General features: G+C 41.8%; 18 protein-coding genes. 6 read left to right on the top strand and 12 right to left on the bottom strand.

Annotated elements, in window-relative coordinates; translation table 11 throughout:
* Positions 1 to 105: 105 nt before the first annotated feature.
* A complete protein-coding gene (locus tag SYN7509_RS0213860) occupies positions 106 to 915 on the top strand; it encodes an ABC transporter permease (RefSeq protein WP_009633301.1) in 810 nt (269 codons plus the stop codon).
* Between the two features lie 3 nt (positions 916 to 918).
* Here the strand turns inward: SYN7509_RS0213860 and SYN7509_RS0213865 are convergent, their stop codons facing one another.
* Positions 919 to 1,725 (bottom strand): Uma2 family endonuclease, encoded by an 807-nt coding sequence (locus tag SYN7509_RS0213865; protein WP_009633302.1) that lies wholly within the window; start codon positions 1,723 to 1,725, stop codon positions 919 to 921.
* Positions 1,726 to 2,022: 297 nt separating this feature from the next.
* The gene (locus tag SYN7509_RS0213870) at positions 2,023 to 2,253 is read right to left on the bottom strand and encodes a hypothetical protein (protein ID WP_009633303.1); all 231 of its coding nucleotides are present in this window, start codon (positions 2,251 to 2,253) and stop codon (positions 2,023 to 2,025) included.
* Between the two features lie 90 nt (positions 2,254 to 2,343).
* On the opposite strand from SYN7509_RS0213870, the gene SYN7509_RS30160 reads away from it, so the two are divergent.
* Positions 2,344 to 2,487, top strand: a complete 144-nt coding sequence (locus SYN7509_RS30160; protein ID WP_158506155.1) for a hypothetical protein — start codon at positions 2,344 to 2,346, stop codon at positions 2,485 to 2,487.
* An 86-nt stretch (positions 2,488 to 2,573) separates the two neighbouring features.
* On the opposite strand, the gene ffh is transcribed toward SYN7509_RS30160, so the two are convergent.
* On the bottom strand, positions 2,574 to 4,022 hold the full coding sequence (ffh, locus tag SYN7509_RS0213880) for a signal recognition particle protein (protein WP_009633304.1): 1,449 nt from the start codon (positions 4,020 to 4,022) through the stop codon (positions 2,574 to 2,576).
* A 222-nt stretch (positions 4,023 to 4,244) separates the two neighbouring features.
* On the opposite strand from ffh, the gene SYN7509_RS0213885 reads away from it, so the two are divergent.
* The gene (locus SYN7509_RS0213885) at positions 4,245 to 4,430 is read left to right on the top strand and encodes a glutamine synthetase inactivation factor IF7A (protein ID WP_009633305.1); all 186 of its coding nucleotides are present in this window, start codon (positions 4,245 to 4,247) and stop codon (positions 4,428 to 4,430) included.
* A 74-nt stretch (positions 4,431 to 4,504) separates the two neighbouring features.
* Here SYN7509_RS0213885 and SYN7509_RS0213890 read toward each other — a convergent pair whose 3' ends face one another.
* From SYN7509_RS0213890 to SYN7509_RS0213915, 5 genes are all read right to left on the bottom strand, one after another.
* Positions 4,505 to 4,720, bottom strand: a complete 216-nt coding sequence (locus SYN7509_RS0213890) for a WD40 repeat domain-containing protein (protein ID WP_009633306.1) — start codon at positions 4,718 to 4,720, stop codon at positions 4,505 to 4,507.
* Between the two features lie 430 nt (positions 4,721 to 5,150).
* On the bottom strand, positions 5,151 to 5,696 hold the full coding sequence (locus SYN7509_RS0213900) for a Dps family protein (protein ID WP_009633308.1): 546 nt from the start codon (positions 5,694 to 5,696) through the stop codon (positions 5,151 to 5,153).
* A 107-nt stretch (positions 5,697 to 5,803) separates the two neighbouring features.
* The gene (grpE, locus tag SYN7509_RS0213905) at positions 5,804 to 6,451 is read right to left on the bottom strand and encodes a nucleotide exchange factor GrpE (RefSeq protein ID WP_009633309.1); all 648 of its coding nucleotides are present in this window, start codon (positions 6,449 to 6,451) and stop codon (positions 5,804 to 5,806) included.
* 19 nt (positions 6,452 to 6,470) lie between these two features.
* Positions 6,471 to 6,962, bottom strand: coding sequence for a Dps family protein (locus SYN7509_RS0213910; protein WP_009633310.1), 492 nt, complete (start codon positions 6,960 to 6,962; stop codon positions 6,471 to 6,473).
* Positions 6,963 to 7,050: 88 nt separating this feature from the next.
* Positions 7,051 to 7,314 (bottom strand): ParB N-terminal domain-containing protein, encoded by a 264-nt coding sequence (locus SYN7509_RS0213915; RefSeq protein ID WP_009633311.1) that lies wholly within the window; start codon positions 7,312 to 7,314, stop codon positions 7,051 to 7,053.
* A gap of 158 nt (positions 7,315 to 7,472) precedes the next feature.
* Here SYN7509_RS0213915 and SYN7509_RS0213920 point away from each other — a divergent pair, with 158 nt between their 5' ends.
* Positions 7,473 to 8,714, top strand: coding sequence for an RNA-guided endonuclease InsQ/TnpB family protein (locus SYN7509_RS0213920; protein WP_009633312.1), 1,242 nt, complete (start codon positions 7,473 to 7,475; stop codon positions 8,712 to 8,714).
* A 163-nt stretch (positions 8,715 to 8,877) separates the two neighbouring features.
* On the top strand, positions 8,878 to 10,464 hold the full coding sequence (locus SYN7509_RS0213925) for a SpoIID/LytB domain-containing protein (RefSeq protein ID WP_009633313.1): 1,587 nt from the start codon (positions 8,878 to 8,880) through the stop codon (positions 10,462 to 10,464).
* Between the two features lie 70 nt (positions 10,465 to 10,534).
* Here the strand turns inward: SYN7509_RS0213925 and SYN7509_RS0213930 are convergent, their stop codons facing one another.
* From SYN7509_RS0213930 to cax, 3 genes are all read right to left on the bottom strand, one after another.
* The gene (locus SYN7509_RS0213930; protein ID WP_009633314.1) at positions 10,535 to 10,834 is read right to left on the bottom strand and encodes a ferredoxin; all 300 of its coding nucleotides are present in this window, start codon (positions 10,832 to 10,834) and stop codon (positions 10,535 to 10,537) included.
* Between the two features lie 247 nt (positions 10,835 to 11,081).
* Positions 11,082 to 11,552 (bottom strand): molybdenum cofactor biosynthesis protein MoaE, encoded by a 471-nt coding sequence (locus tag SYN7509_RS0213935; RefSeq protein ID WP_009633315.1) that lies wholly within the window; start codon positions 11,550 to 11,552, stop codon positions 11,082 to 11,084.
* A 140-nt stretch (positions 11,553 to 11,692) separates the two neighbouring features.
* On the bottom strand, positions 11,693 to 12,805 hold the full coding sequence (gene cax, locus SYN7509_RS0213940; RefSeq protein ID WP_009633316.1) for a calcium/proton exchanger: 1,113 nt from the start codon (positions 12,803 to 12,805) through the stop codon (positions 11,693 to 11,695).
* 384 nt (positions 12,806 to 13,189) lie between these two features.
* Here cax and SYN7509_RS0213945 point away from each other — a divergent pair, with 384 nt between their 5' ends.
* Positions 13,190 to 15,799 (top strand): DUF3536 domain-containing protein, encoded by a 2,610-nt coding sequence (locus tag SYN7509_RS0213945; protein WP_009633317.1) that lies wholly within the window; start codon positions 13,190 to 13,192, stop codon positions 15,797 to 15,799.
* A 156-nt stretch (positions 15,800 to 15,955) separates the two neighbouring features.
* Here the strand turns inward: SYN7509_RS0213945 and purH are convergent, their stop codons facing one another.
* The gene (gene purH, locus SYN7509_RS0213950) at positions 15,956 to 17,494 is read right to left on the bottom strand and encodes a bifunctional phosphoribosylaminoimidazolecarboxamide formyltransferase/IMP cyclohydrolase (protein ID WP_009633318.1); all 1,539 of its coding nucleotides are present in this window, start codon (positions 17,492 to 17,494) and stop codon (positions 15,956 to 15,958) included.
* Positions 17,495 to 17,575 lie beyond the last annotated feature (81 nt).

Genomic DNA, 17,575 nt, shown 5'->3' on the forward strand with positions numbered 1-17,575 from the left:
TCATCTAGTTTTGTAGGGAGGGTTAGGGACTCTCCTGTTTTATTATTGCTTGATGTCGTAACAGCAATGGTTATTATGTAGCAAGTAAACTATTGCCTAAGTTAAATGCGATCGCCTTCTCTAACCAAAACTAACAATTCTTCTCAATGGCGAACGCTGTTTGCCGATAGTCTGACAATATTTTGGGGCGATTGGCTAGATTTGCGCGTCCGCATTACTCAAGTAGCAGCTTCGGGGCTAATTTCTCCGCTTATATATATTTTAGCTTTTGGCTTAGGTTTGGGTAGTTCTTTGCCTAAACCTGCTGTTGGTGACAGCTATTTAGAATTTATTTTGCCGGGAATGGTGGCGCTGTCGTCAATGACAATTAGTTTTGGGGGGACGACTTTTTCTATTTGTGGCGATCGCTTATTTACTAAAAGTTTTGAAGAATTGCTCTTAGTCCCCATTCATCCATTGGCTTTACAAGTGGGTAAAATGCTGGCAGGAATTGTCAGAGGCTTGATGACATCAGGATCGGTAATTTTAGTTGCGGTGCTATTTACAGGCAAAATTTGGAGCTTTATTAACCCGTTGTTTTTGCTGATATTGGTGCTAAATTGCGCGGTGTTTTCAGCTTTAGGGATAATTGTCGGGTTAAATGTGCAAAGTCTTGAAAGTGTAGGTTTGTATAATAATTTTGTGATTGTCCCCATGTCATTTTTGGGTGCAACCTTTTTCGATCCAGCTTCTCTACCTATTGCCTTAAAAGCCATAGTGTATTTACTCCCGCTAACTTATACAGCTATTGGGCTTCGGGCGGCGGCTTACTTACCTATAGCTCAGTTTCCTTGGTATAGTATCCCGATATTGCTAGTAAGTGCGATCGCGCTTTCTATAATTGGTGCGCGTCAGTTTGCCAGCCAACAAGACTAATAATTATAATTCTGGTTCTATCCCCAACGCTCTCAATTGCGCGGCTAGTTTTTCCGCCCTTTGAGCTTCAGTATTTGCTCTTTGAGCTTCAGTATTTGCTCTTTGAGCTTCAGCATTTGCTCTATGAGTTTCAGCATTTACCCTTTGTAACTCTATTTCTGCTCGTTCTGAGCCAGTTAGCAATAAATTGCCTTGAGGGTCCCACCACCGCAGCCAGGGTAACTCGGTATTAGAATAATGTCCTTGCCAGATGCCTAATTCTGCGCCTAACTGAGGGATAAAGTAATGTCCGCGATCGTTTGCTTCTAAAAGGTGGTAAGAATTTTCAATTAAATGATAGATTTCTACCGCAGCTTTTTCAACTTCATAAATGCCATAAAATGGCACTCTAATCCCTTGCTCGTATACCCAAAACTTGCCTGTAACGGGAGTGCGATCGCGTTCGGCTGCACCGTTTCCACTGACAAACTCTAAAACAATTAAGGGTGCAACGTATTCTTGCCACAATACATAAGAACGCCGCATTTGACCTTTAAGAGTTGGGGGTACACGAGGTACATAAAACCAGTCGGGGGCTAAAACACCTCTTTCTAATGGCTCTGTCAAGCGCCAATAGATGCCGCTATCTTGACCGATACAATATTGGTCATCGGGATGTATTTGTTTCAGTATTGGCTCGATTGAATCGGTCAGCAGTACGCTTTGAGGATGTTCTTGAAAGTTCTTCACAAATGTACCGTCAGATTCTGGTAGCTGCGTATGGTCGGGTAAAGTATTAGGAAAAGTTTGTGATTGGAAAAGCCCTGTCATAATTGGCATCCTCAAGCAGTGAACTTAAGTTTATTTTAGCGAGTGCGATCGCTCGTCTACTAATTAAGCAACCTATGTCTCTAATATTTGATTAAACAGTAGATTTTCTCTAATTGGGTCGAAAATCTTTTTAAACAAGAGAAGCGCACGTCTACAAAATTTATTTTATATTGGTAGGTAATTTGTTGGAGAATACTAAACTTACCAATTCTAGGCTCACCCCAAATCATATTAATAATTTGAGGTTATTTTTGATTGGATTATTGAGATATTTATCAAGTTCCTTAGAAGTAATTTTTAATTCTGTTGCTTATTAATGAGTTTTCCAAACAAGTGTTTGGGTATATTATGATTTTGAGCCAAATTATGGCGAACTTTCTTATTTTCATCGTTGACTAATTTTTGAAAGATCGCAACAGATAGATTTGGATTTAGTGCAAGTTTCCGGCGTACCCAAGAATCATCAGAATTTGATAACTTTTCTAGAATCTTAGTGGGAGTATTTAGATTTGCTGCAACTGAAGACATTAACAAAGGTATTTCTACTAAATATTCTAATGCGATTGCAGGAGTATTTAAGTGTTGAGCAATAGCTTCCAGAGTTCGAGTTTTTATGCCATGCGTATCTTAGCAAGTTTAGTTAACTCCAATGGTGAAGTATTTTTATTGGCGGCTAATTGTTCGGGAGTTAGTTTCATAAATACGATCGCTTTGTTTACCTTGCACCTAGACTCAAGTTACCCAAAAAGGCGATCGCTCTAACATATTATTGCGCCAGTTATTTCAGTTTTTATTTAGATTTATCTTGGCGCGATCGCATCTAATGACGTGCGATCGCCCTATTCTCCCTACAAAGTACCGAAACCTTTTTTCTTTTTCTCTTTCTTCTTCTTTTTACCCCCAGGATCGCTATAACCGCGCCAACCTGCCTGAGCCGGACGATTACCCACTGCTGCGGGGTTTTCCATCCCCCCAAACATTCCCGGCATCCCCGGAAAGCCGCCCTGAGTCATCTGTTGCATCATTGTCCGCATTTTTTGAAAATCGCTGACCAACTTCGCTACATCGCTTTCTTTATAACCCGACCCGCCCGCAATTCGCCGCCGCCGACTGGGAGAACTTGCCAAAATATCCGGGTCTTTGCGCTCCTTAGTTGTCATGGATTTAATCATCGCTTCGCAGCGTTTTAGCTGGGTTTCTCCCTGCTTTAACTGGTCAGAATTAAGCTTATTCATACCGGGGATCATTTTCATTAACCCCCCCAGCGAACCCATATTTTTCAACAACCGCATTTGCTTAAGAAAGTCGGTAAAGTCAAACTTTGCCGAGAGCATCTTCTGCTGCATTTGCTCCGCATCAGCAAGATCGATTTCTTCCTGGGCTTTTTCCACCAGGGTTAGCACATCTCCCATGCCCAAAATTCGCGATGCCATGCGATCGGGATAAAAGGGCTGCAATGCTTCTACTTTTTCCCCTACCCCCACAAACTTAATTGGCTGACCAGAAACTTGACGCACCGAAAGCGCCGCCCCACCTCGACTATCGCCGTCTAGTTTGGTTAAAATTGCTCCCGTAATCCCAATTTGCTCGTGAAAGGTACGAGTCAAATTTGCCGCTTCTTGACCCGTCATCGCATCTACTACTAGGAGCGTTTCTTGGGGTTGTACGGCGGCTTTAATCCGGGCTAATTCTCCCATCATGTCTACGTCAATTTGCAAGCGTCCCGCCGTGTCAATAATTACGGTGTCAACTCCTTGCTCTTTAGCTTGTTCTACACCGCGCTTGGCAATTTCCACTGGGTCAGCGTCGCTACCCATTTCAAAGACAGGGACTTGAATTTGCTTGCCCAAAGTTACCAATTGGTCAATCGCTGCGGGACGATAAATATCTGTGGCTACTAATAAGCAGCTACGATTAATTTTCTTGAGATGAAGCGCTAACTTGGCTGTGGCGGTAGTCTTACCTGTTCCCTGCAATCCAGCCATTAATACAATTGTTGGGGCTTGATCGGCTTTTGCCAAGGGGACGTTAGTTTCTCCCATGACTTCTAGCAGTTCGTCGTAGACAATTTTGATAAACTGCTGATCGGGTCTAACTCCCGATACTACTTCTGCTCCTTGGGCTTTGGTTTCCACCCCAGCAATAAAGTCTTTAACTACTTGCAAGTTAACGTCTGCTTCCAAAAGAGCGCGGCGGACTTCTTTCAGCGCTTCTTGAATATTTGCAGAGGTAATTTTGTCTTGACCTCGTAACTTTTTCCAAGCAGATTCTAAACGGTCAGATAGTGCATCAAACATAGTTCGTCTAATACGTTTATTAATAGGTATTTGGCAGGCATCAAATTTTTGCCCACTATATATAAGGTTAAATCCTTTGTTTGTCTAATTGTTGGCTGTGGGTTTATTGTAAAGTTTTGTTAAAGTTTTGATTTGGTAGTTTATGTTACAGAAGTTATTTGTTATATTTAATTTATAAGCAAAAAGTTAAAAACACTTCCCTAGAAAAAAGGAATCTCGATTATGTCTACACAAGAACAAGCTCGTGCTTTGATGATGCGTCACCACCACATCGTTAAGAACCGTCAGCAATCAATGCTCAATCGTACTGCCACTGAAGTAGGTCTTGACGCTCTAGAAAACTCCATTGACGATCGCAATAATTCTAATCGCAACAATAGCGATCGCCCTGGTACAGCTACAAATTAGATTTAGCCTGTTATTAGGCTTATAGATGTCATCAACAAAAATTAGTTTCAGTTATTATTTCAAAAAGCTTGTCGTCATAAGTTACCGTTGACGACAAGCTTTTTAGGTATATGTCCTGTCAAAGTTCTTGGTAATCCTCCTGTTTGAGAATTCCACAACTTTACTGTGTTGTCGTCGCTGGCGGTGGCAAAGGTTTTATTGTCGGGACTGATAGCTACAAACCAAATTCCTTTGGTATGACCGTTTAAGCTTTGACTTTGGATATTTTGCCAATTATTTATTATTGCCATTGGTATGTCCCGTAAGTGCCTGCACAAAGCAACAAAATACCTAATATACCCAGAGTAAGCGGACGTTTAGTGTTACGAATAGGAGTATTCCTAACATGATTGTGCTTGCTACTCAGCATAAATTTGTATCCTATGTTTGGTTTCAACTTGGTTTTAAAGGTGCTGTGTTTAAGGAAACTGTTTTTATAGTGGCTATTATAAATTTTGTAAAATAAAACTTGCGATCGCCTTCAATAATAAAAACTATATTTTGCTAACAAACTTAATGTCTATTTGAAGTTAATTTTTAAGTTGCAAATACATTTCAACTATCTCTGCATCTAGCTAACGAGGTATCTTTATCACACGCAAAAGAGGGAGAAATTATTTCTCCCCCTTTTTTTGTTATTAGCTTAAATTAGGTAAAGCGATCGCTCATTTCCAAGCAATTTTAGTTAGAACTTGCTTCTACAGGAATTTTACTGGAATTTGGCTTGTTACCGTCGGCGGAAAGGGCTTCACCTTCAATAAACGAGCGTAGCATCCAAGCCATTTCTTCGTGCTGCTCCATCAGTCCGGTTAAAAAGTCGGCTGTACCTTCGTCGCCGAATTTTTCCGATGATTGGTCTACGTGTTCGCGCAAGTTACGGATAATTTCCTCATGGTCATCTACTAGCTGAGATACCATTTCGGTTGCTAGCGGAATATTGTCGGATTGTTCTTTGATAGAACCATATTCTAAAAAGCCTGCTGCTGTACCTACAGGGAAAAATCCCAAGGTGCGGACGCGCTCGGCTAAAGAATCTATATTAATTGTTAATGCTTGGTATTGTTCTTCCCATAGTTGGTGCAAAGAACGGAATTGAGGGCCAACTACATCCCAATGGAATTTTTTGGTTTTGATTAATACTAGGTAAGCGTTTGCTAAATCACTGTTCAATAGTTCGCTTACGCCCGATCGTTGTTCTTCTGATAGACCAATATTGATTTTACGCATGGTTTGTTTTACTTTTTGCTTCAATATTTAGTGGAACAAATCTATCTATAAAACAACATCAGCCAAAGGGGAGATTGTCTGCTTTGAATGGGTAATTGGTAATTGGATTATTCAACTAAGCTCACTTTGGCTCGGTATAGTAGCTTCTCGCCTTGAATATAACCAGTGTAGCGGACGATAACTAAGTCACTAGGTTGGGCGTTTCCTGATAAAAGCTGGTGCAGTTGAGGGTTATAAGGTATTTTTTCTCCCACTGGCGCGATTTGTTCTATTCCCCATTGTTGTAACAATTGCTGCAACGGGCGGATTAATGGTAATAATTTTGTGGCGCTGATTTCGGGATGCTCTTTGACTTTAAACTCAAAGGTAGGTAATTGTAATAAGCAAGATTCCAAAACTTGCAAAGTTGATAGTTGAAACTCTTGCAACAAAGTTTGCTTTTGTTGTTCTAATTGATGTTGCAGTTTTTGGTATTCTTGTTTTAAAGTCGCAATGGTTTTGTCTTCTGTCGGTGGTTGTGCTATTTCAGAATTTAAAAATGTTCTCATAAGAACATTTATAGGCACTTTCAGCACTTGAGCTAACTTGAGTATTGTCTCTACTCGCATCTGTTCTACTTCTCCCCGCCGCAATCGCATTATTTGCTTTTGCGAAACTCCCGACGCACTAGCTAAAGCTTTAAAACTAGAAATACCGACTCGTTGCATTAATGTTTGCAACGAGTCGGTATAATTTGGCTTTGATGACTTAGACATCACTTGCGCCTAACAATGGTTATTCTTCTAACAAGCTTCTCAGCATCCAAGCATTTTTTTCATGAATTTGCATTCTTTGAGTCAATAAATCGGCGGTTGGTTCGTCGCTTACTTTGTCTACAGCCGGAAATATAGACCGAGCGGTTCTAACTACTGCTTCTTGACCTTCTACTAATAGGCGGATCATTTCTGTAGCTTTGGGAACTCCTGGAGTTTCGGGAATTGAACTTAGTTTGGCGTAATCGCTGTAAGTTCCTGGTGCTGGATATCCTAGCGCTCTAATTCTTTCTGCAATTAAATCTACTGCTAAAGCTAATTCTGTATACTGGGTTTCAAACATCAAATGCAAGGTTTGAAACATTGGCCCTGTAACATTCCAATGAAAGTTATGAGTTTTGAGATACAGCGAATAGGTATCAGCAAGCATCCGTGACAATCCTTCCGCAATTAGCTTGCGGTTTTCGTCATCTATACCGATGTTAACTGGAAAAACCGAACCTTGAGCTTGCATAAATTCTCCTAATTTAGGTCAAATATAAACGTATTTCGCTGTTTTCTGCCTATAATAATTGCCTAAAACCAGCTTACTGTAAATCTCTTTATGCTAGGTGCATTTTTAAGACGGCGCGAGGAGCTTTACGTACTCTAGCTAAAATTGTTTCTTTACCCAACCTCTGACAAGCTTCGTAACGATGACAACCCGAAAATCCGTAGTATTGCCCATCCACTTCTAGCACGTCTATGGGTTCTTGTTGACCCATTTCGGCGATGGATTCCATCAAAGACGCAACTTTTGCGCTGTCGTTGGCTCGCGGTAAAGGTCTATAAATCTGCTGTAGCGGAATCTCTTGTATTTTTATCATAAGAAAAGTGCGGGATGTTGGAAAACCCATAGGCTTCAGAGAAAGAGGGAGGAACGACGACACGAGCGGTTAAAACCGCCCACTGTCTTTAAACCTTAGAATATCCTTGTTTTTCAATAGTTTTCGCTATATATTAAAATAATAGCGAAATAATAACTATGTACTTAACTCAGAAAAACCAAATACGCGATCTTAGCAAGACCGAGTTCTTGGCTCTGAGAGAGTTGTGTCGATTGAGTAAGAACCTCTACAATGTGGGGCTTTACACCATTCGACAATACTATTTTCAAGAACATAAGCACTTGCGCTATGAATCTGCTTACTATTTGTGTAAAGACAATGAGAACTATCTTCTTCTCAACACTGACATTGCACAGCAAACACTGAAGGTAGTAGATAGAACGTTTCGCAGTTTCTATGGATTGATTAAGGCGGTTCGATTTGGAACATTTCAGCAGAAGGTGAGGCTTCCTTGCTACTTGCCCAAAGAGGGCTATTTCGTGCTGATAATTCCTCGAATTAAGGTTAAGGATGGTTCGTTTAAAGTACCAATGTCGAATTCTTTTAAGCAGAAATTTGGTGAGATTGTAATTAACTTTCCCGAACGTCTTGACAGTGCCAAAATCAAAGAAGTGAGAATTCACCCCAAGTACGATGCCAGGTTTTTTGAAGCTGAGTATATCTCCTCTGGTGAAATCGAAGCTGTAGAAACAGTCCCTGACAGTGCTTTGGCAATCGATTTCGGGCTTAATAATTTGGCTACTTGTGTTGACACCAATGGGGCATCCTTTATTATGGATGGTCGCAAACTTAAATCTATTAACCAGTGGTTCAACAAAGAAAATGCCAGACTGCAATCGATTAAAGATTTGCAGGGAATTAAGCAACTTACCTGCCGTCAATCGAGACTGTACATTAATCGTAGTAGTCAAGTTAGAGACTATCTGAATAAAGCGGCTAGACTGATTATTGACCATTGCATCAATACTAAAATTGAACGCCTGATTGTAGGATTCAATATTGGAATGAAGGATGGCATCAATATCGGTAGTCGGAACAATCAAAACTTTGTCCAAATTCCCTTTTATTCTTTGAGAAACAAACTTAAATCTCTCTGCGAGCGATACGGGTTGATCTATCTTGAACAAGAGGAGTCTTACACAAGCATTGCGAGTGCTTTGGATGGTGACGACCTGCCTATCTACAATGCTGACAAACCAGCTACCTACCAGTTCTCTGGCAAGCGGGTACGCCGTGGATTGTATAGAAGCAAGGAAGGACATTTGATTAACTCAGATACTAACGGTGCTGCGAATATCGGACGTAAAAGTAAGCAGAATGGTTTTACCGGACTGTCTAGAGGCTGTTTGGCACAGCCATTAAGAATCAAGGTCTACTAAGACTTTGCCGTCTTAATAATCTCCGTCTCGAAGAAGCGGGGAGTGTCAAAGTGATGCTACTTTATTTGTCTTCTTCTATATCGTACTCATTATGACTTTAAGTTGCAACCTTTTGCATCGGATTTAGTCGGAAAGCTTAGGATAGTTAGGAAAAAATATTTATATGAATTTTCAGCAACGGAATTTGGCATTTAGGGCTTTAACAGTATTTTGTGTACTGGGATTGACTGCAACATCGGTTAAAGCAGCGCCTTTAGTAGAGCAAGAGTTAAAGGTGGGTGTGGTACAGCGTTTTGGCGATGAAGCAACAGAAGAATTGTTGATAGAATCTCTACCGGGCGATCGCCTAACTCTAAATTTTACCACTGGTACAAAGCCACAAACTTTGCAAACAAAGAGTGTCAAGCTGGAAATAGCTATGCAAAGTTTGCCAAAACCAGAGTTGGCGGAGCGGGTAGTTTTGGGTGTATTTCGCAGCTTTGAAACCGCCGAAGAAAGCGCCCAAAGGTGGAAAGCGCAGGGTATAGAGGTAGAAGTTGCTCAACCGGAGCGTTGGGAAGTTTGGGCAAAAAGAGACGTTTACAATACGCCTTTATTGCGGCGGTTACTAATGGGGAGTTTGCAAACCAAAGGTAACAAAACTGCCTATTTGGATAGTAAAGTTGTGGAGCAATCACCAAAACTTAGTTGGATTGTAGGAGGAAACCGTTACAGTCGGGACAAGTTAGATATTTCTGCAACTAAAAATTTAATTCAAGTTAGTCAAGCTAAAAATAAATCTGATACGACTTCCTATCCGGGACGTTTGCGCTTGCAGGGGAACGCCTACGGTAGTTATACGCTAATTAATCATGTCCCCATTGAAAGCTATTTGCGGGGCGTAGTACCCAATGAAATCGGCGCTAAAGCCCCTTATAACGCTGTAGAAGCGCAGACAATTATTGCTCGAACCTATGCTTTACGAAATGTACGCCGCTTTGCAATTGATGGTTACGAATTATCCGCCGACGTTCATTGTCAAGTTTATAAGGGATTGAGCGGTATAGATCCAAATAGCGATCGCGCAATTTCGGCGACAAAAGGACAGGTACTTACTTATAACAATCAATTAGTAGACGCTTTGTATTCCTCAACTACGGGAGGAGTGACGGCAAAGTTTAGCGATGTTTGGAATGGACAAGATCGCCCCTACTTAAAGCCTGTAGTAGATTCGGCGGCGAGTGTGTGGAATTTGGCGCGTCAAAGTTTAGCCGATGAGCAAAACTTTCAGCAGTTTATTAATATCAATCGTGGATTTAATGAGGTGGGGTGGAAAACCTTTCGCTGGCGCAGAGAAAGCAGTATTGAGCAATTAACGACTGATTTGCAGAAATATTTAGAAGTTAATAGAAGTCCCTTTGCAAGTTTTCAAAAACTTAACAGCTTGAAGGTTGTAGAGCGAAGTCCTGGGGGTAGAATTTTGAAGCTATCGGTGCAAACAGATATGGGGACGTTTAATTTACTCAAAGACGAAGTTCGCAGCGCCTTTTCTGCACCTAGAAGCACATTGTTTTATTTAGAACCTGTCAAAAAAGATAACAATCCTTTATGGGGTTACGCCTTTGTGGGTGGCGGTTTTGGGCATGGAGTCGGCTTAAGTCAAACAGGATCTTATCGGCTAGCAGATTTGGGCTGGACAAGCAAGCGGATTTTAAACTTTTATTATCCGGGGACAACAATTCAGGTTCTAGATCCAATAGTCAAGTCTTAATAAAGAAGGCAGGAACAATAATTAGTAAGTCCTGCCTTAAAACTTTTTTTAATTAGTGCGATCGCATTAATTAGTAAAGTTCTTCTTCCTTGTGAGTTTCGATTGTGCAATCTGAACTTGGATAAGCTACGCAAGTCAAAACATAACCAGCTTCGATTTGATCGTCATCTAAGAAAGACTGATCGGATTGATCGACTGTACCTGACTTGATTTTACCAGCGCAAGTAGAACAAGCACCCGCACGACAGGAGTAGGGTAAGTCTAGTCCAGCTTCTTCCGCAGCATCTAAAATGTATGTGTCGTCATCAACTTCAATCGTTTGGTTTAAGCCTTCGGCTTCGCTGATTAAAGTGACTTTGTAAGTTGCCATTGGTGTATTCCTCTCTCGATCGCGGCATTAATAAGTTTTTCTAAAGCAAAATAATGATTCGCTAATCAAAACGAATGGTCTATTTATTTTGCCCCATTTTAGATACTACGAGAAAAACCGCCGATTTCAACCGCTCTATTGAAAGCAATTAGTAATGGAATTTAGGTATTTAATCCTGATTACTTATACTTATTTGACAATCTAGGGTTTAAAGGGTAACGTTTACTCAGTTTTGAGGCAATATTGCTTAACAACACTTTGTCCAACTCCATTGTCCATCTTCGTACCATTCTTTTTTCCAAATGGGGGCATTGTCTTTGAGGGCATCAATAGCATACTGACAAGCCTCAAACGCTTGTAATCGGTGAGGACAACCCACCGCAATCAAAACGCTGATTTCGCCAACTTGCAAGCGTCCAACGCGATGATGTATGACTATACGGTTGACATCGCTCCATTGGTGGCGAATTTCTGAAGCGATTTGTTTAAATACTTGAATTGCCATTGGTTCGTAAGCTTGATATTCTAAAGCAACCACTGGTTGTCCCCCCGTTTGATTGCGAACCATCCCACTCATGACTACAATTGCGCCATTAGCGCGATCGTCTGCCAAATCGTAGACTTCGCTTAAGGATAAGGGAGCAAAAAAGATTGCAAAATTATCCTTAGTGTTTGCGGTAATTGGATAGTTTAAAGACGTTGGGACTTTAGAAGTCATAAATAAATTCAATAAAAGGATTAATTCTATTGTGAAGGAGAAATTATTTTAAAATCCCACCGTAGGGGCGCAATGCATTGCGCCCCTACTACACCGTTTTATACGGTTATCTTGTGTTTGGTGCGATCGCCCATACCTTTTTAACCAATACCTGTAATTACTGGATGGTAATAGAAAGCCAAGCCCAAAACTACATAAGCGGCTAATAACATTGTGCCTTCTAGCCAATTGGAGCGCCCATCGGAACTAATAGAATTAGCAATTAGTACGGATACGGCTACAGCAACTAATTCAAAGGGATTAAAATTCAAATCCATTGGTTTACCCATAAACCGACCCGCTAAAACCAATACTGGAGCAACGAATAAGGCAATCTGCAAGCTCGATCCCACTGCTACGGAGACTGAAAGATCCATTTTGTCTTTCATAGCTACTGTAACTGCCGTAGTATGTTCGGCAGCATTACCAATAATGGGAACGAGGATAACTCCGGTAAATAGGGAAGTTAAACCTAGTTGAGATGTTGCAACTTCCAGCGATTCTACTAATAATTCTGATTCCACCGCTACAAGCAAAGTTGCTCCTAGCAATACGCCAACCCACAACCATAAATTGACCCCAGGAGCGCCACCAATTAAATTTGCCTCGGCTAACTCTACTTGGTCAGTTTCTACTAAACCCACATCGTAAAGGTAAGAGTGAGTTTTCATCGAAAATAATAGCGTTAAGCCGTAAACCAAAATTAAAACGATCGCCACAGCAATAGATAAGTTCTGCAAAACACTCTCAGGAATCCCCGAAGACGTAAAATTTACAGCAGTAGGCATCAAAATTGCAATTACAGCCAAGTTCATTAGTGAAGCATTTACCCGCGCCACGAAGGAGGGAAACTGTTGTTCTTTGTAGCGCAAACCTCCTAACAGCATTGAAAAACCCATAACCAAAAGTAGGTTACTAATAATCGATCCGGTAATACTTGCTTTAACTACATCGACAAGTCCAGCATTGAGGGCGATTAAAGCAATAATTAGCTCGGTAGCATTACCAAAGGTAGCGTTTAAAAATCCTCCTAAAGTTGGCCCAACTACTACGGCTATTTCTTCTGTAGCGCTACCCATCCAAGCGGCTAAAGGTAAAATAGCTAACGCCGACGTGATAAATACTGCTAGTTCTCCCCAGTGTAAAAAGTGAGCCGCCGCAGAAATTGGGATAAATATTAATAAACCTAAAAACAAACCATTTTTAAACGACATTGAGAATTTTGTCCCTAATTCCTTGTACTAACTACCTTTACCTCCCCATAGGTTAACCTCAAGCTTGGGAGAAAAGTTTGGAGACTTACAACTTGTAAATAAAAATGTAGCTTTGTAACGCGATCGCCCAAAATATTAAGTTGACTTAACTTAAGGCTTTATTTACGGTTTAATAATAAAAGTTGCGTTTGCGACCACAGGCTGAGGCAATCTCCCTAAATGAGTTACTAGAATAAGCCTCGAAAGATAAACAACGCAAACGTTAGAAATTTCTATCTTTCCCTAACTATCAACAGCCCCAAACTCATTGTTATTTAGATTAACCTTCAATACTTGGGTTTTAAGGAAGCTTGATTGACAACTATAATTTTGGACTAATAATACATGACTTCTGCTGCCGATCTCCCCGTTAGTGCTGTTACACAATACCAAGGTAACGATGTTATAGCGATCGATCCCCTAAAAACAGCGACAGGTGTTTACGTTACAGTTCACGGTCATTTTTACCAACCACCCCGCGAAAACCCTTATTTAGACGCGGTGGAGCGTCAAGCGGGGGCGGCTCCCTTCCACGACTGGAACGAACGCATACATCACGAATGCTACCGCCCTAATGCCTTTGCAAGAGTGCTAGACGAATGGGGCGATGTGGTGGGGATCGTTAATAACTACGAGTATTTGAGCTTTAATATCGGCGCAACGCTGATGTCGTGGTTAGAAAGATACGATGTTGAGGTGTATCAACGCATTTTGGAAGCCGATCGCAAAAGCTGCGAAGTCTTAAATGGTCATGGAAATGCGATCGCCCAAGTATACAATCACATCATCATGCCTTTGGCGAACGAGCGCGACAAACATACACAGATTCGCTGGGGTAAAGAAGACTTCAAATCCCGATTTAAGCGCAATCCCGAAGGAATGTGGCTGGCGGAGGCGGCGGTAGATTATGCAACTATCGTTGCATTAATTGCTGAGAAGATTCGGTTTATAGTCTTAGCACCTTCCCAAGCGCAACGTTGTCGGATGCTACCTAACTCTGAGCAGGGTATTGGGGAATGGTATGAAGTAGGAGGTAGTCAAATTGATGCTACTCGCCCTTACCGATGTTTCTTACCCGGCGGCGATCCCAATAGCGATTATATAGATATTTTCTTTTACGATGGCCCAATTTCCCGCGATATGGGCTTTAACGATGATTTGTACAGTGCCGATCGCTTAAGTGGCAGAATTGGGCAAGCAGTACGCGGGGATCATCGAGAATCGCAGTTAATTTCTGTGGCTACTGATGGCGAAACTTTTGGACATCACAAAAAAGGTACGGAAAAAACCTTAGCCTACGCCTTTTTAAATGAGTTTCCCCACCGTAATTGGACAGTAACCAATTACGCCCACTACTTAAGTATCAATCCGCCCAGTTGGGAAGTGGAGTTAAAGCCCGTCACCGCTTGGAGTTGCGCTCATGGGGTGGATCGTTGGCAAGATGATTGTGGTTGTGGTGGTGAAGGTGGCGTATGGCATCAAAAATGGCGGAAACCGTTGCGCGAGTCCCTAGATTGGCTGCGGGATGAATTAACTAAGGTGTATGAGGAGACAGGAAAGCTATTTTTCCGCGATCCCTGGTTGGCGAGAGATGAGTATATTCAGGTAATGCGCGATCGCTCGATTGCCAATGTTAGCCGTTTCCTCAATAACCACCAATCCCACAAACTCACCCCTTTAGAGAAAGTAGACGCTTTACGTTTACTGGAGATGCAGCGTCACGCTTTGTTGATGTATACAAGTTGTGGCTGGTTTTTTGAAGAAATTTCTCGCCCGGAAGGTACGCAAATTTTACGTTATGCGGCTCGTGCTTTAGAATTGGCGGGAGATGTAGCGGGAGTACAGCTAGAAAAAGCTTTTATTGGGCGCTTAACCCAAGCACCAAGCAATGTTGAACTGTTTAAGCACGGCGCGGAAATTTATCGACAATTGGTAATAACAGCGCAAATTGGGTTTAGACAAGTAGCCGCTCAGTACGCCATTAGTTCGTTATTTGGCGACAGATCGGCTAATCAATCCATCCAACGCATTTATTGCTACACCGCCCATCAAGTCAATTACCAAGTGCAACGGATGGGATCGCTAACTTTGGCGGTAGGACAGTTGCGTTTAGTTTCTGATATTACTTGGGAAAGCCAACATTTAGTATTTGCGGTACTGCATTTAGGTGGTTGGGATTTTCATTGTTGCATTCAACCCTTTACCGGGCGCAGAACTTACAGCCAGTTAAAAGAGAAAGTATTTGGCTCTTTAGAACAAGCTAGTGCGGCGCAGACTATTTTGGCAATCAATCAAGTATTTGGGGATCAAACCTTTAGCTTGCAAAATCTGTTCGCGGAAGAAAGACATCGGATTATGGAGCTACTAAGTCATGAAACTTTAACCAGGCTCGATCAGCTTTATACTCAGGTTTACCGCGATAATTACGGCGTATTGATGGCATTTCATCGAGATGAACTAACTGTACCCCAAGAGTTGCAAGTAGCGGCGGAGATTGCTTTAAAGCATCGTTGCGTCAATGTTTTAAAGCTGCTGTGGGAAGAAATCGGCGAACCGCAAGCAAGTTTGCATCATTTGGCAGAATTGGAAGCAACGGCGACAGAAGCCAAGCATCTGCGTTGTAATTTGCATATACCCGAAGGTAAGCAGACAATGGAGCAATTGATTTTGCGATCGCTTTGGCAACTATTGCACGATAACAATTTGGCTACGATAGAGGCAATTCAACAAGTTGAGCGCTTAATTAATGTCGCAAATCAGCTAAACCTTAGCTTGTGTTTGGGTAAATCTCAGGAGCTATATTTTAGCCAGTTACCGCAACTAATTAGTTTGTGTCGCCAAGCGGTTGCAAGTCAAAGTCAGGCAGCTGGCGATTTTGGTCAATTACAACAATTGCTGCATTTAGGACAAAAGCTCGGTATCGGTGTGAATAATTTGCTGGAACAACTAGCTTAGATAGTTAGTGAAAATGCCCCTAAGAGCGATTCTTAAGTAGAGATTGAGAGAAAGGGCAAAGATGCACCAGAAACAACGTTTATCTAAGGCTGATTAATTCATCCTTAGATAAACCTCCTAAGACAACTGGATTAAGGTTTAATTTGAAATGTCTTTTTAGTGTAAAAAGTGTCGAATTCCAGTAAATACCATAATTAACCCTAGTTCGTTAGCGGCTTTAATAGAATCAGCGTCGCGCATACTTCCCCCCGGTTGCGCGATCGCTTTTATCCCGGCGGCGGCGGCGGCTCTTACGGAGTCGTCAAAGGGAAAAAAACCATCGCTGGCAAGAAAACCACCCTTGGCGCTTTCGCCAGCTTGCTCTAAAGCAATTTTTACTGAGCCAACGCGGTTCATTTGCCCTGCTCCGATGCCTTTTGTAGTTTGGTTTCCAGTTACAACGATCGCATTTGATTTGACGTGCTTGCAAACATTCCACGCAAACAGTAATTCGGCTAATTCTGTAGAATTGGGAGTGCGATCGCTCACTACTTGCCATTTGCTAGAATCAGCAGTGTAATTGTCCGCATCTTGAACTAAAAAGCCACCAGCGATTACTTTTACGGTCTTTTCAATGCTAGTGCGATCGGGCTTAATTAAAACTCTAAGTTTAGATTTGGCGGCGATAATTTCTTTGGCTTCGGCTTCAATTTCGGGTGCCACCACACATTCAAGAAAGGTTTGAGTTAACGCTTTAGCTGTCGCCGTATCTATAGGACGATTTAACGCCACAATTCCCCCAAAAGCAGAAATAGGATCGGCGTTGAAAGCCTTGTTGTAAGCTGATTCTAAACTATCTGCCAAAGCTACCCCGCAAGGATTGGTATGCTTGATAATGACGGCGGCGGGGGTATCCGTAAACTCGCTAACTATACGCTGTGCTGCTTCTAAATCTACTAAGTTGTTATAACTAAGTTCTTTACCTTGCAATATAGTTGCAGTCGCCCAACCTGTAGGCGTATCGCCTCTTTGATACCAAGCGGCGGATTGGTGGGGGTTTTCACCGTAACGCAAGGGTTGTAATGTTTGTCCCGTAAGAGTAAAACTTTCTTTGGTTGGGTAAGACGCGAACTGACCAGTCAGCGCTTGCGCTATCGCACTATCATACCCAGCAGTATGTAAAAATGCTTGTTGAGCGCACTGTAAGCGAAATTCTAACGTTACTTCCCCTTGATTTTGGCGCAACTGTTCTAAGTAAGAATCGTAACTTGTGGGATTGCTGAGAATAGTAACATGAGCGTAGTTTTTGGCAGAGGCGCGAATTAAAGTCGGCCCGCCAATATCTATTTGTTCGATAGCTTCAGCTAAAGTTACGTCTGGAAGTGCGATCGTTTCCTCGAAAGGATATAAATTAACTACAACTAAATCAATCGGGCGAATTTGATTATTTTCTAAATCTGTTAGGTCTTGGGGTACATCTCGCCGCGCTAAAATACCGCCATGAATCCGAGGATGTAGGGTTTTGACTCTCCCGCCTAATATTTCTGGAGAACCTGTATAATCGGCAACTTTAGTAACGGGGATACCCTCAGCTAGTAAGGCTTTGGCTGTCCCGCCACTACTGATAATATCAAAGCTAAATTTTTCTACTAATGTTCGGGCAAATTCGATTAGTCTGGTTTTATCAGATACGCTGAGAAGTGCTAGACGTGCCATATATTAGGGTTTTTGTAATTGGTAATTGGTAAGAAAATCATCATACTTTCAGCAATGCTAAAAATACTTAGGGTGAAGAAT

This window comes from Synechocystis sp. PCC 7509 (genome assembly GCF_000332075.2).
Lineage (GTDB): Bacteria > Cyanobacteriota > Cyanobacteriia > Cyanobacteriales > Chroococcidiopsidaceae > Aliterella.